Below are 14,702 nucleotides of genomic sequence, written 5' to 3'. Positions count from 1 at the left end.
AGTCCACAGATGCGCGCATCTTTCTTGGAACTTCCGTGTGATCCGCCGGGGCAGGTCTTGCAATGGGCCGGTGCGCGCCGCAATCTGGCCCGAACAGACGGAGGATCTGATGGATCTCATCGCCGAAGCCCGCGCCGTGCGCGAAAATGCTCATGCCCCCTATTCGGGCTTCAAGGTCGGGGCAGCGGTCCTGTCCGACGCCGGCACCGTCCATCGCGGCTGCAACGTGGAAAACGCCGCCTATCCGGAAGGCACCTGTGCCGAGGCCGGGGCCATCGCCGCGATGATCGCCGCCGGGGACAAACGGTTGCAGGCGGTGGCGGTGATTGCCGACAGCCCGCGCCCGGTGCCGCCCTGCGGCGGCTGCCGTCAGAAACTGGCAGAGTTCGGCGGCGCGGATGTGAAGGTCACCCTGGCCACAACCGGCGGGCAGGTCGAGGAAACCACCATCGGCGCATTGCTGCCCGGAGCTTTCACGCAATCGGACATGGACGGGGCCTGAATAATGGACCCGCGCCATGTTCTGGCCAAGCTGCGCGAGGGCCAGCCGCTGACCGACGCCGAGCTTGCAGGCTTTGCAGTCGGGCTGGCCGAGGGCAGCGTCAGCGATTCGCAGGGCGGGGCTTTCGCCATGGGCGTCTGCAAGGCCGGGTTGAGCGAGGCCGAGACCGTCGCCCTGACCATCGCCATGCGCGACAGCGGGCGGGTTTTGTCCTGGGATCTGCCGGGGCCGGTGGTGGACAAGCATTCCACGGGCGGGCTGGGCGACAGCACCTCGCTGGTGGTGGCGCCGGTTGTGGCGGCCCTTGGGGCCTATGCGCCTTTCATGTCCGGCCGGGGTCTGGGCCATACCGGCGGTACGCTGGACAAGATGGAAGCGGTGGCCGGGGTGGACACCACCGTCTCGGGTGCGCGGCTGCAACGGCTGGTGGCCGAGGTCGGCTGCGCCGTGGTCGGCGCTTCGGACACCATCGCGCCGGCAGACCGGCGGCTCTATGCGCTGCGCGACGAAACCGCGACGGTGGAAAGCCAGGCGCTGATCACCGCCTCCATCCTGTCGAAGAAACTGGCCGCCGGGGCGCGGGCACTGATCCTTGACGTGAAGGGCGGCAGCGGCGCCTTCATGAAAACCCCGCAACAGGCGCGCGACCTGGCACAGGCGCTGACCCGCGCCGCCAATGGCGCGGGCTGTGCCACCCGCGCGCTGATCACCGACATGAACCAGCCGCTGGCCCCGGCGGTCGGCAATGCGGTCGAGTTGCACGAGGTATTGAAAGTGCTGCGAGACCCGCGGCCCGACAGTCGGTTGTGTCAATTGTCGCTGGCCCTGATCGGCGAACTTCTGGAACTGGCCGGTGCCTATGCCACGCCCGAGTCCGCCGCGCAGGCTGCGCTTGAGGTCTTGCAGAACGGGCAGGCGGCCGAGCGGTTCGAGCGCATGATGCACGCCCTGGGCGGGCCCGCCGACTTGCTGGATGATCCCGACGGTTACTTGCCCGCCGCCCCGGTGATCCGCCCGGTTGCGGCAGGCACCTCGGGCCATGTCTGTGCCATCGACGGGGTTTCGCTGGGCGAGGTGGTGCGCAACCTGGGCGGCGGGCGGCGCCACGCGGGCGATGCCATCGACCCGCGCGTCGGCCTGACCGAGGTGGTGCTGCTGGGCCAGCGGCTTGGTCCCCGCGATGCGCTGTGCCTTGTGCACGCCGCCACCGAGGCCGATGCCGAAGATGCCACGGACGCCATCCGCCGCGCCATTCAGGTGGGTGAGAAGACGGCGACTCCGCCCTTGATTCATGAACGGGTGAACGCATGACACGTGCCTTTCTGGTGGTGCTCGATTCCGTGGGCTGCGGCGGCGCGCCCGATGCCGCCGATTTCGGCGATGCAGGTGCCGACACGCTGGGCCATATCGCCCGCGCCTGCGCCGAGGGCCGGGCCGAAGACGGCCGCAGCGGGCCCTTGCAACTGCCGGTTCTGGCATCGCTGGGGCTGGGGCGCGTCATGGCGGCCTCGACCGGCGCGGTGCTGGGCGACACGGGCGCGCTGCGGTCCGATGCGTTCTACGGGGCCGGGGAAGAAGTGTCGAAAGGCAAGGACACGCCCTCGGGCCATTGGGAGTTGGCCGGCGTGCCGGTGCCCTGGGACTGGCACTATTTCCCCGACACCAACCCAAGCTTTCCCGCCGATCTGACCGCCCGCATCTGCGACCTGGCGGGTACCGACGGGATTCTGGGCAACCGCCATGCCTCGGGCACCGTCATCATCGCCGAGGAGGGGGCCGCGCATCTGCGCACCGGCTGGCCAATCTGCTATACCTCTGCCGACAGCGTCTTCCAGATCGCCGCCCATGAAGAGCATTTCGGGCTGAACCGCCTGTTGGACCTGTGCCGCGCCGCCGCACCGATCCTGCACGAGATGCGGGTGGGCCGGGTCATCGCACGGCCCTTCGTCGGCACGCCGGAAGACGGGTTCACCCGCACCGCAAATCGCCGCGATTTCGCCGTGGCCCCGCCCGCGCCGACCCTGTGCGACTGGGTGCAGAGGGCCGGACGCAAGGTGCATGCCATCGGCAAGATCAAGGACATCTTTTCGGGGCAGGGGATCGACGATGTGGTCAAGGGTCCGGACGCCGACCTGATGACCGCCCTGCACCGCGCCTTGGAACAGGCCGAACCCGGATCGCTGACCTTCACCAACCTTGTGGAGTTTGACAGCCTGTATGGACACCGCCGCGACGTGTCCGGATACGCCCGCGCGCTGGAATGGGTGGACGCGGAAATCGGTCGCCTGCTGCAGGCCTTGCCCAAGGGCGACCTGCTGCTGGTCACCGCCGACCACGGCAACGATCCGACATGGCGCGGCACCGATCACACCCGCGAACGGGTGCCGATCCTGGGCTGTCTCAAGGGGCAGGCAGGGCGCGGCGATCTTGGGTTTCGGGCCTTCGCCGATGTCGGCGTCAGCGTGGCGGCGCATCTGGGCGTCCCGCCACAAGGACCGGGAAGGAGTTTTCTGTGAGTGACAAGCGCATCGAATTGCACCTGCATCTGGAGGGGGCGGCCCCGCCCGACCTGATCCGGCGCTTGGCTGAGGAAAAGCATCAACGGCTGGTGGGCGTGTTTGACGCGCAGGGCCGTTTTGCCTTCCGCGACTTCGGGCATTTCCTGCAGGTCTACGAGGCCGCAACCTCGGTCCTGACAACGCCACAGGATTATGCCCGGCTGGTGACAGCTGTGGCCGAGGATCTGGCCGCGCAACAGGTGATGTACGGCGAGGTATTCGTCAGCCCGGCCTTTTGCGGCAATCACGACGTTGCGGCCTGGCGCGACTACCTGGCCGCCATGCAGGAGGCCGCGACGCAGGCCGAAGCGCGCCACGGCGTCACCCTGCGCGGCATCGTCACCGCGATCCGCCACATGGGGCCGGAGGTGGCGAAACAGGCCGCCCATTGTGCCGCCGAAACCGCCGGCGACTGGATCGTCGGCTTTGGCATGGGCGGGGACGAGCGCATGGGCAAGCCCGGAGATTTCGCGTGGAGTTTCGATCTGGCGCGCGAGGCCGGATTGGGCCTGACCGTACACGCCGGCGAATTTGGCGGCCCCGACAGTGTGCGCGACGCGCTGGAAGATTTGCGGGTGTCGCGCATCGGCCATGGCGTGCGCGCCGCCGAGGATCACGCGCTGATCGACCGGCTGGCCGAAAGCGGCACGGTGCTGGAGGTCTGCCCGGGCTCGAACCTGAAGCTGGGCCTGTTCCCCGACTGGACATCCCATCCCATCGACCAGTTGCGCCGCGCCGGGGTGGCGGTGACCGTCTCGACCGATGATCCGCCGTTCTTCCACACCACCCTGAGCCGCGAATACGAACGTCTGGCGGAAGTTTTCGACTGGCAGGCCGAGGATTTTCAGGCCATCAATGTCACCGCCGCACAGGCCGCGTTCTGCGATGCCGAAACCCGTGCGCGGCTGCTGAAACTGCTGGAGACTGACGATGACCGAGACCCCACATGATGTTCCCCATCTGACCTTGGTCGATCACCCGCTGGTGCAGCACAAGCTCAGCCTGATGCGGGACAAGGAAACATCGACCGGGTCGTTCCGCCGGCTGTTGCGCGAGATCAGCCAGCTTCTGGCCTATGAGATCACCCGCGGCATGCCGATGACCCATGAGCGGATCGAAACCCCGCTGATGGAAATGGATGCGCCCGTTCTGGACGGCAAGAAACTGGCGCTGATCTCGATCCTGCGGGCGGGCAACGGGCTGCTGGACGGGGTGCTGGAACTGATCCCTTCGGCCCGTGTCGGCTTTGTCGGACTGTACCGCGACGAGGAAACGCTGGAGCCGGTGCAATACTACTTCAAGGTGCCCGAGGCGCTGGAGGATCGGCTGGTGATTGCCGTCGACCCGATGCTGGCCACCGGCAATTCCTCGGCCGCGGCCATCGACCTGCTGAAACAGGCCGGGGCCACCAACATTCGCTTCCTGTGTCTGCTGGCCGCCCCCGAAGGCATCGCGCGGATGAAAGAGGCGCATCCGGATGTGCCCATTGTCACCGCCGCGGTGGACACCGGCCTGACCGACAAGGGCTATATCTATCCCGGTCTGGGCGACGCGGGCGACCGCATGTTCGGCACCAAGTGATCGGGGGCAGGGTGATGCGGGGGCAGGCAATGGCGGTTGTTCTGGCAGGACTGGCGCAAGCTGCACAGGCCGGACCAGCCGAGGCGCCGCCCGAGGATTTCACCGGTCCCGAGTATGTCGACAGTGCCGGCTGTCACTTCTGGCGGGCCCAGCTTGCCGGTCAGACCCTTTGGGCCGAAGTGATCGGCGCCGACGGCCAGCCGGTGTGCGATGCGCCGCCGCCGGTGGCCGAGGTTGATCCGAACCTGTCGCCATCCGATGCGTTGCCCGCACTGGCACCGACCCGGCGCGGGGTCAGCCCGACTTTTCCGCAGGATGGCCGCTATGCGCAGGTCGGGGCCTTCACCTCGACCCGCAAGGCCGACGAGATCGTGCTGGCCTTGCAGGAAGCGGGGTTTTCGGTGCTGCGGCAGGATTTTTCGCGCGGCTCGGGCCGGTTGCGGGTGCTGTTCGTCGGGCCGCTTGGCGATCAGGATCGGGCGCAGGCGCGTCTGCGCGACCTGCGGAGCCTTGGGTTCCGCGATGCGTTTCTGCGGGTTCAGGCACCGTCGTGATTCCCTACGTCTGATCGGGCGGGGTCGGCACATCTTCTGACAGCAGGGCCGCGCGTTTGGCGGCAATGGCCTCGCGGCGCGCCTGATCCAGCCCGATCCGCATGGATTGCGCGACAAAGTCGATATGGGCTTCGGCGGCCTGAGCCGCCCGGTCGGGATCATGGGCGCAGACGGCTTCGGCAATGGCAGTGTGCTGCTTGTGCAGCAATGCCCCCGAGCCGTCGATGGTACGCAGATAGGCACGATTGTAGAACACCGTCTGTCTGGACAGGTCGTAGATCGACCTCATCATGTGGATCAGCGTCGCGTTGTGGCTGGCCGCCACGATGGCCGCATGGAACTTTACGTCGTGGTCGCGCGATGCATCGCTGTCGCCCCGTTCCAGATCCTGCGCCAGCGCCTCAAGATATAGATGAATGATCGCCTTGTCGGTCTTGGTCGCCCGATCCGCAGCCAGGCGCGCGGCAAAGGATTCCTGCACGCGGCGGTATTCCAGATAGTCGAAGAAAGCGGTGCCGTGGCGGCCGTACAACTCGATCAGCGCGTCGGACATCGCCTTGCCGGTCAGCGGCGCGATGAACGAGCCTTCGCCGTGGCGGACGGATAACAGGCCGCGCGCTTCCAGCAATTTCAGCGCCTCGCGCAGCTTGGGGCGCGACACCCCCAGGGTTGCGGCCATATCGCGTTCCGACGGCAGGCGGCGGCCTTCGCTCAGCACACCTGCCAGGATCATGTCCTCGATCTGTTCGACGACGCTGTCGGCAACCGAATGATGGTCGATCGGCGTCAGCAGGGCGCGAACATTCTCCATGGCGGTCTCCTTGGTCGGATCAGGCGAGGTGCATTTACTGTACCACCAGATCACAGCATCGGTCAGGTGGGCGTGGCGGGTTATCCGCGTAGCCTGCCAATAAAACGCACATGTTTCAATGGGTAACGCAGCGGAGTGAAGCAGCGCAGGGCAGTTCTGCGACAGCGTGTCATGCCCGACCCCAGCCGAAAAAATGCTAGAGGCACCGCAAAACGATCAAGAGGTCAACTTAATTTACCAAATGGGCTGACCTCAACGCCGCTCAAGCCACTCGAAAGGACGCCTCGCATGTCATTTCACACCTGTCTGATCCACCGTTGCCGCGTCGCCATGCCAAACTGGCGCAGGTTTTCAGCAAAGCGGCCCTTGCAACCCGGCGACAGTCAGTTGCTTACTGAGCGCGGGGAGGCGCACCAATGACAGACACAGATCTGATCACGGCGCTGAAGTCGATCGTGGGCAAGGCCCATGTGCTGACCGGAGCGAAACAGACCGAGCGGTTCCGCAAGGGGTTCCGATCGGGCGAGGGCGATGTGCTGGCGGTGGTGCGTCCCGGCACGCTGGTCGAACAATGGCGGGTGCTGCAGGCCTGTGTGGCCGCCGACAAGATCATCATCATGCAGGCGGCCAACACCGGACTGACCGAAGGCTCGACCCCGAAGGGCACCTATGACCGCGACGTGGTGTTGATCAACACCAACCGCATGGATGCGCTGCACCCGCTGGACGGCGGGCGTCAGGTGGTGGGGCTTCCGGGTTCGACCCTGTTTGCGCTGGAAAAGCTGCTGGCCCCGATGGGGCGGCAACCGCATTCGGTGATCGGTTCGTCCTGCATCGGCGCGTCGGTCATCGGCGGGGTGTGCAACAATTCAGGCGGTGCGCTGGTGGAACGCGGGCCGTCCTATACCGAGCTGTCGCTGTTTGCGCGAGTGACCGAGGACGGCCAGATCGAACTGGTCAACCATCTGGGCCTGGACCTTGGCGACACCCCGGAAGAGATCCTGTCGCGGGTGGAGCGCGGAGAGTTTCAGAAGGATGGGCTGGATCCCACCAACCGCCGCGCGTCGGACACCGAATATGCCGCGCGGGTGCGCGACGTGGATGCTGCCACCCCGGCACGGTTCAACGCCGACAAGCGGCGCCTGTATGAGTCAGCAGGATGCGCCGGCAAGCTGGCGGTGTTCGCCGTGCGGCTGGACACCTATCCGAAGAATAACGCCGAGAAGACCTTCTATATCGGCACCAATGATCCCGCCGATCTGACCGCGTTGCGCCGTCATATCCTGTCGGAATTCTCGACCCTGCCGGTCAGCGCCGAATACATGCACGCCGAAGTGTTCGACATTTCCGACCGCTACGGCAAGGACACGGTGGTGATGATCGACAAGCTGGGCACCGACCGGCTGCCGATGTTCTTCGCCATGAAAGGCGCGATGGATGCGCGGCTGAACAAGATCCCCTTCCTGCGCGGCGCCACTGACCGAATGATGCAGGGGCTCAGCCGGGTGTGGCCCGATATTCTGCCCAAGCGCATGCGGGTGTGGCGCCAGCGCTTCGAACACCACCTGATCCTGAAGATGCATGATGCCGGGATCGACGAAGCCGCGGCCTATCTGAAAACCCTGTTTGCCGACCGTGAGGGAGATTTCTTCGAATGCACCGATCGCGAAGCCAAGATCGCCGGGCTGCACCGGTTCGCGGCAGCGGGCGCGGCGGTGCGCTATCAGGCGGTCCATGCGAGCGAGGTCGAGGACATCCTGGCACTGGACATCGCCTTGCGCCGTGACGATCGCGACTGGCTGGAGGACCTGCCGGAAGAGATCACCCGCGATCTGGTGCACAAGCTCTACTACGGCCACTTCATGTGTCACGTCCTGCATCAGGATTACATCGTCCGGAAAGGAGCCGATCCCAAGGCGCTGAAGGCCGCCATGCTTGCCATCCTGGACCAGCGCGGTGCCGAGTATCCCGCCGAGCACAACGTCGGGCATCTCTATGCCGCCAAGCCGGATCTGGCCGGGTTTTACCGGTCCTGTGATCCCACCAACACGTTCAATCCGGGCATCGGCAAGACATCACGCAACAGACGATATGCAGGCACAGCATAGGTCGAGCCAAGATATGCATATCACGCCGGTCAGGTATGCAAGTGCCGACGGTTTTCAAAGGCGCGGAATCTGGTAGGGAATGCGTGCTGACATAAATTCCTGCAAGATGTTGAATTCGTGCAGCAATAACTGAGGGAGGGGAAATATTCTTGCGCGCAAAATTGGTTAACCGAAGGGCATCCACCGCGCAACGAAATGTCCCGGCCACGAAATCACCGACCGCTTTCCTGCCGTTGGGGCAGTCGAAAAGCGGTTAAGCATTGACGCCTTTGCCGAATGTGCAAGGGTCATGGATAGGAGAGGAAAGGGGACCTTGTTCTATGACTAAACAGACTGACATTGATCCGATTGAGTCACAGGAGTGGCAAGAAGCCATTTCGGATGTGATCGAACGGGATGGAGCAAACCGGGCTCACTTCCTGCTGGATCGCGCCGTGCAACAGGCCCGCGCCGCGGGCGCGACGCTGCCGTTTTCGGCGACTACGCCTTACCAGAACACCATTCCCACCGACGACCAGGAAGAAATCCCGGGCGACTCGGAAATGGAATGGCGCATCCGCACCATCAACCGCTGGAACGCCATGGCGACCGTCGTGCGCCGCAACAAGGAAAGCAGCGAATACGGCGGCCACATCGCGTCGTTCGCCTCGTCTGCCGCCCTGTATGATGTCGGGCTCAACCACTTCTGGCGCGCCAAGTCGGCCATCCACGGCGGCGATCTGGTGTTCTTCCAGGGCCATGTGATCCCCGGCATCTATGCGCGGTCCTTCATGGAAGGACGGATCAGCGAAGAGCAGCTGGAGAACTTCCGCTCGGAAGTGGACGGCTCGGGCCTCAGCTCCTACCCGCACCCCTGGCTGATGCCGGACTACTGGCAGTTCCCGACCGTGTCGATGGGCCTGGGCCCGCTCATGGCGATCTACCAGGCGCGGTTCATGAAATACATGCACAACCGCGGCCATATCGACATGGCCGACCGCAAGGTCTGGTGCTTCCTTGGCGACGGCGAGATGGACGAGCCGGAAAGCCTGGGCGCCATTCACCTGGCGGCACGCGAAAAGCTCGACAACCTGATCTTCGTCATCAACTGCAACCTGCAACGTCTTGACGGTCCGGTGCGCGGCAACGGCAAGATTGTTCAGGAACTGGAAGGCAATTTCCGCGGCTCCGGCTGGGAAGTGATCAAGCTTCTGTGGGGCAAGGGCTGGGACGAGCTGCTTGAGAAAGACACCAGTGGCCGCCTGCGTCAGCTGATGGATGAAACCGTTGACGGCGACTACCAGACGTTCAAATCCAAGAACGGCGCCTACATCCGCGAGCATTTCTTCGGCAAATACCCCGAAACCGCCGAACTGGTGAAAGACTGGACCGACGATCAGATCTGGGCGCTGCGCCGTGGCGGTCATGATCCGCAGAAGGTCTATACCGCCTTCAAGCGCGCGACCGAGGTCAAGGATCAACCGACCTGCCTGCTGGTCAAGACCGTCAAGGGCTATGGCATGGGCACGGCTGGCGAAGGCCAGAACACCACCCACCAGCAAAAGAAGATGGCCGAGGATCAGCTGCGGGCGTTCCGCGATCGCTTCCAGATCCCGGTCAGCGACGAGGATCTGCCGAAAGCGCCCTTCGTTCAGCTGAACAACGCGCAGAAAGCCTATTTGGCTGATCGCCGCAAGGCTCTGGGCGGGGCCTTCCCGGTCCGGCATTGGCGCGACACGCCGAAGCTGGCGATCCCGCCGCTGGAGAAATTCGAGGGTCAGCTGAAAAGCACGGGCGACCGCGAAATCTCGACCACCATGGCTTTTGTCCGTATCCTGACCACGCTTCTGCGGGACAAGAACATCGGCAAGCAGGTGGTGCCGATCGTGCCGGATGAAAGCCGCACGTTTGGTATGGAGGGTCTGTTCCGCTCGGTGGGGATCTACAACCCGCTTGGCCAGCACTATACCCCCGAAGATGCCGACCAGATGATGTACTACAAGGAATCTGAATCCGGTCAGGTTCTGCAGGAAGGCATCAACGAGGCTGGTGCCATGGCCGACTGGATCGCGGCGGCCACGTCCTACTCGGTTCACGGCGTGCCGATGATCCCGTTCTTCATCTACTACTCGATGTTCGGGTTCCAGCGGATCGGCGACCTGGCCTGGGCCGCCGGCGACAGCCGGGCGCGCGGCTTCATGCTGGGCGGCACCGCGGGACGCACCACGCTGAACGGCGAGGGCCTGCAGCACGAGGATGGCCACAGCCACATTCTGGCCGGCACCATCCCGAACTGCATCACCTACGATCCGACCTTCAGCTACGAGGTGGCGGTGATTGTCCATCACGGGTTGCAGCGAATGTATGTGGATCAGGAAGACGTGTTCTTCTACCTGACCCTGATGAACGAGAACTACAGTCATCCGGACATGCCGATGGGTGTGGAGCAGGACATCATCAAGGGGCTCTACCGCTTCAAGGATGTGAAGAAGCCGGGCGACAAGCACGTGACGCTGATGGGGTCGGGCACCATTCTGGTGCAGGCAATGAAGGCGGCCGAGATGCTGGAAGAAGATTTCGGGGTGACCTCGGAAATCTGGTCGGCAACCTCGTTCAACGAACTGGCCCGCGACGGTCAGGACGTGGCCCGCTTCAACCGCCTGAACCCGCTGGCCGAGCAGCGCAAGGCCTTCGTGACCGATCAGCTGGAACGGTCGCGCGGACCGATCGTGGCTGCCACCGACTACATGAAGAACTACGTGGAGCAGATCCGCGGGTTCGTGCCGGACGGCCGCACTCTCAGCGTGCTGGGCACCGATGGCTACGGCCGCTCGGACAGCCGTGTGAACCTGCGTCGTTTCTTCGAGGTGGATGCCAATCACATCGCGGCGGCAGCCATGACCGACCTGTACAAGGCCGGCAAGGTTTCGACGGATGAACTGACGGCGGCGCTGAAGAAATACGACATCGACGGCAACAAGCCCAATCCGCGCCTGGTCTGATCCAGGCGCGCGGCTCATTCCGCGCCGGGACGGCCCCGGCGCGGCACGACACGAACTGACCGGACCCGGACAGCGCGGGGGAAGCGCCACCGGGCACCCGGAACGAGGAGACAAATGAGATGACCATCGAAGTTAAAGTACCCGATATCGGCGATTTTTCGGATGTGCCGGTTGTCAGCATCCTGGTGAGCGTCGGCGATACCGTCGCCGTCGAGGATCCGCTGGTAGAGCTGGAATCCGACAAGGCCACCATGGAAGTGCCCAGCTCGGCCGCCGGTGTGGTGAAAGAGATCAAGATCGCGGAAGGCGACAATGTCTCTGAAGGCAGCCTAATCCTGATCCTGGAAGGCGAGGGCGCTGGCGCCGCGCCGAAAGAAGCGCCCAAGGCGGAAGCCGCACCTGCCGCGGCCCCCGCAGCCGCCCCTGCGGCCGCCCCCGCTGCGGCGGCCCCCGCGGTCACCGACGCGGGCTTCTCCAAGGCCCATGCCTCGCCGTCGGTGCGTGCCTTCGCGCGTCAACTGGGCGTCGATCTGAGCAAGGTCAACGGTTCGGGCCGCAAGGGACGTATCCTGCGCGAGGACGTGGCGAGCTTCTTCAAGAAAACCTCGGCCCCGGCGCCGTCTGCCGGTGCGGCTCCGGCCTCGGGCGGAATGGGCATCCCGCCGATCCCGGTTGTGGATTTCTCGAAGTTCGGTCCGGTCGAAAACGTGGACATGCCCCGGATCAAGAAGATCTCGGGTCCCGCGCTGCACCGCGCCTGGCTGAACATCCCGCATGTCACCCACAACGACGAAGCCGACATCACCGATCTGGACAAGTACCGGAAGGAGATGGACACGATGGCCAAGGAAGACGGCTATCGCGTCACCCTGCTGAGCTTTGTCATCAAGGCCTCGGTCTCGGCCCTGAAAGAGCATTGGGAGTTCAACAGCTCGATCCATCCCGATGGCGACAAGCTGATCAAGAAAGACTTCTACAACATTGGTTTTGCAGCAGATACACCGAATGGTCTGATGGTTCCGGTGATCAAGGATGCGGATCGCAAGGGTCTGGTGGAAATCTCGAAAGACCTGATGGAGCTGTCAGCCAAGGCCCGCAAGGGCGAGCTGAAGGGCCCCGACATGCAGGGTGCCACCTTCACCATCTCGTCGCTGGGCGGCATTGGCGGCACCTCGTTCACGCCCATCGTGAACGCGCCCGAAGTCGCGATCCTCGGCCTGACCCGGTCGAAAATCTCTCCGGTCTGGAACGGCGAGGAATTCGTGCCGCGCCTGATGCAGCCGCTGTCGCTGTCCTATGACCACCGCGCCGTCGACGGGGCCCTGGCCGCACGCTTCTGCGTGACGCTCAAGACCCTGCTGGGCGATATGCGCAAGTTGATGTGGTAAGGGGAGAGAGATCAATGGACGTCAAAGTACCCGATATCGGTGATTTCGCCGAAGTCCCCGTGGTGTCGATCCTGGTTTCCGTGGGCGACACCGTCGCCGCGGAAGATCCGCTGATCGAGCTGGAATCCGACAAGGCCACCATGGAAGTGCCCAGCCCAGCAGCGGGCAAGGTGACCGAGATCAAGGTCGCCGAAGGTGACAAGGTCTCCGAAGGCTCGGTGATCATCGTGCTGGAAGCCGAAGGGGCGGCCGCCGGGGCCGTCGAGACCCCGGCCCCCGCCGCCGAAGCTGCCGCTCCGGCCGCAGGTGGCGGCGGTTCGGTCGAGGTGACCGTGCCCGACATCGGCGATTTCACCGATGTGCCGGTGGTGTCGATCCTGGTTGCGGTGGGCGACACCGTGGCGGCGGAAGATCCGCTGCTGGAGCTGGAATCCGACAAGGCCACGATGGAAGTGCCCAGCCCGGCGGCTGGCAAGGTCAAGGAAATCAAGGTGGCCGAGGGCGACAAGGTCTCCCAGGGCACGTTGATCGTGGTTCTGGAAGGGGCCGGGGGCGCGACTGCGGCACCGGCGGCTGCGTCTTCCACGGCACCGGCCGCGCCGGAAAAAGCCCCGGCTGTTGAAGCTCCCGCCCCCCTGGCCGCTGGCCAGCAGGGCGATCTTCATGGTGAGGTTGTGGTTTTGGGCTCTGGCCCTGGCGGCTATACCGCGGCGTTCCGCGCGGCGGATCTGGGCAAGAAGGTCATCCTGATCGAGCGGGATCCGCAGCTTGGCGGCGTGTGTCTGAACGTCGGGTGTATCCCGTCGAAGGCGCTGCTGCATGTGGCCAAGGTCATCACCGAGGCCGAGGACATGGGCGCCCATGGCGTGAGCTTTGCCAAGCCCGAGATCGATCTGGACGGGCTGCGCAAGTTCAAGGAAAGCGTTGTCGGTCAGCTGACCGGCGGGCTGGGCGGTCTGGCGAAAGGCCGCAAGGTTCAGGTCGTCACCGGCACCGGCAAGTTCACCGGCCCGAACATGATCGAGGTCACGGGCGACGAGGGCACCAAGACGGTCAGCTTCGACCAGTGCATCATCGCGGCAGGCTCCGAACCGGTCACGCTGCCCTTCATCCCGCATGACGACCCCAGGGTGATCGACAGCACCGGCGCCCTGGAACTGAAGGACATCCCTGAACGGATGCTGATCCTTGGCGGCGGCATCATCGGTCTGGAAATGGCCTGTGTCTATGATGCGCTTGGCTCGAAGATCACCGTCGTGGAACTGATGGACCAGATCATTCCGGGCGCCGACAAGGACATCGTCAAGCCGCTGCACACCCGCATCGGCAAACGCTATGAGAACATCCTGCTGAAGACCAAGGTCACGGCGATGGAAGCCTCGGACGCGGGCCTGAAGGTGACTTTCGAGGATACCTCGGGCAATGTGTCCAATGACACATTTGACAAGGTGCTGGTCGCCGTGGGCCGCAAGCCCAATGGCAAGCTGATCGCCGCCGATGCCGCCGGTGTTGCCGTTGACGATCGTGGATTCATCCATGTGAACAGCCAGCAGCGCACCAATGTGTCCCACATCTACGCCATCGGCGACGTCGTGGGCCAGCCGATGCTGGCGCACAAGGCCGTGCACGAAGGCAAGGTCGCGGCCGAAGCCGCCAACGGTGATCCGCGCCATTTCGATGCGCGCGTGATCCCCTCGGTCGCCTATACCGATCCCGAGGTGGCCTGGGCCGGCATGACTGAAACCCAGGCCAAGGCGCAGGGCATCAAGTACGAAAAAGGCGTGTTCCCCTGGGCGGCGTCGGGCAAGGCATTGTCCAACGGTCGGTCAGAAGGCATGACCAAGCTGCTGTTCGATCCCGAGGATGACCGCCTGATCGGCGCGCTGATCGTCGGCACCAACGCCGGTGACCTGATCGCCGAGGCTGCACTGGCCATCGAGATGGGCGCCGATGCCGTCGACCTGGGCCACACCATTCACCCGCACCCGACACTGTCGGAAACGGTGAACTTTGCGGCCGAAATGTTCGAAGGCACCATCACCGACCTGATGCCGCCGAAAAAGAAAAAGAAGCACTGAGGGATGGCCATGAAACTTGGAGTACCCAAGGAGTTATATCCTGGCGAGTGTCGGGTTGCCTTGACGCCGCAGTCTGCGGGTCAGTTGGGCAAGCTGGGCTATGCGTGTCTGGTTGAGTCCGGGGCCGGGGCTGCGGCGGGG

At 64.4% G+C, this 14,702-nt stretch carries 12 protein-coding genes; 11 read left to right on the top strand and 1 reads right to left on the bottom strand.

The annotated features are described in order from the left end of the window. The first annotated feature begins 109 nt into the window (after positions 1-109). From H8B03_RS05720 to H8B03_RS05695, 6 genes are read left to right on the top strand one after another with little or no spacing between them, the layout of a single operon-like run. Positions 110-502, top strand: coding sequence for a cytidine deaminase (locus H8B03_RS05720; RefSeq protein WP_193140789.1), 393 nt, complete (start codon positions 110-112; stop codon positions 500-502). Positions 503-505: 3 nt separating this feature from the next. Continuing rightward, positions 506-1,813, top strand: a complete 1,308-nt coding sequence (locus tag H8B03_RS05715) for a thymidine phosphorylase (RefSeq protein ID WP_193140788.1) — start codon at positions 506-508, stop codon at positions 1,811-1,813. Beyond that, a complete protein-coding gene (locus H8B03_RS05710; RefSeq protein WP_193140787.1) occupies positions 1,810-3,018 on the top strand; it encodes a phosphopentomutase in 1,209 nt (402 codons plus the stop codon). Before H8B03_RS05715 ends, H8B03_RS05710 begins: the two co-directional genes overlap by 4 nt. Continuing rightward, the gene (locus H8B03_RS05705) at positions 3,015-4,010 is read left to right on the top strand and encodes an adenosine deaminase (RefSeq protein WP_193140786.1); all 996 of its coding nucleotides are present in this window, start codon (positions 3,015-3,017) and stop codon (positions 4,008-4,010) included. Before H8B03_RS05710 ends, H8B03_RS05705 begins: the two co-directional genes overlap by 4 nt. Further along, entirely contained in the window at positions 3,991-4,641 is a 651-nt protein-coding gene (gene upp, locus H8B03_RS05700; RefSeq protein WP_193140785.1) for a uracil phosphoribosyltransferase, read from the top strand. The genes H8B03_RS05705 and upp overlap by 20 nt, the downstream gene beginning before the upstream one ends. 29 nt (positions 4,642-4,670) lie before the next feature. Then, on the top strand, positions 4,671-5,195 hold the full coding sequence (locus tag H8B03_RS05695; RefSeq protein ID WP_193140784.1) for an SPOR domain-containing protein: 525 nt from the start codon (positions 4,671-4,673) through the stop codon (positions 5,193-5,195). 4 nt (positions 5,196-5,199) lie between these two features. Here the strand turns inward: H8B03_RS05695 and H8B03_RS05690 are convergent, their stop codons facing one another. Next, positions 5,200-6,006, bottom strand: a complete 807-nt coding sequence (locus H8B03_RS05690) for a FadR/GntR family transcriptional regulator (RefSeq protein WP_193140783.1) — start codon at positions 6,004-6,006, stop codon at positions 5,200-5,202. A gap of 416 nt (positions 6,007-6,422) precedes the next feature. On the opposite strand from H8B03_RS05690, the gene dld reads away from it, so the two are divergent. From dld to H8B03_RS05665, 5 genes are all read left to right on the top strand, one after another. Beyond that, positions 6,423-8,114, top strand: a complete 1,692-nt coding sequence (gene dld / locus H8B03_RS05685; RefSeq protein ID WP_193140782.1) for a D-lactate dehydrogenase — start codon at positions 6,423-6,425, stop codon at positions 8,112-8,114. 320 nt (positions 8,115-8,434) lie between these two features. Continuing rightward, positions 8,435-11,095 (top strand): pyruvate dehydrogenase (acetyl-transferring), homodimeric type, encoded by a 2,661-nt coding sequence (gene aceE, locus H8B03_RS05680; RefSeq protein ID WP_193140781.1) that lies wholly within the window; start codon positions 8,435-8,437, stop codon positions 11,093-11,095. Between the two features lie 119 nt (positions 11,096-11,214). Further along, on the top strand, positions 11,215-12,483 hold the full coding sequence (gene aceF, locus H8B03_RS05675) for a dihydrolipoyllysine-residue acetyltransferase (protein ID WP_193140780.1): 1,269 nt from the start codon (positions 11,215-11,217) through the stop codon (positions 12,481-12,483). Between the two features lie 14 nt (positions 12,484-12,497). Beyond that, entirely contained in the window at positions 12,498-14,561 is a 2,064-nt protein-coding gene (gene lpdA, locus H8B03_RS05670; protein ID WP_193140779.1) for a dihydrolipoyl dehydrogenase, read from the top strand. Positions 14,562-14,564: 3 nt separating this feature from the next. Further along, positions 14,565-14,702 (top strand): hypothetical protein (locus H8B03_RS05665; RefSeq protein WP_394355448.1); only part of this gene is annotated, 138 nt, incomplete at its 3' end.

The organism is Meridianimarinicoccus sp. MJW13, assembly GCF_014901205.1.
Taxonomy (GTDB): domain Bacteria; phylum Pseudomonadota; class Alphaproteobacteria; order Rhodobacterales; family Rhodobacteraceae; genus Meridianimarinicoccus.
Note: the sequence above shows the minus strand (reverse complement) of the source record. Positions and strands in the feature narration are given on the sequence as shown.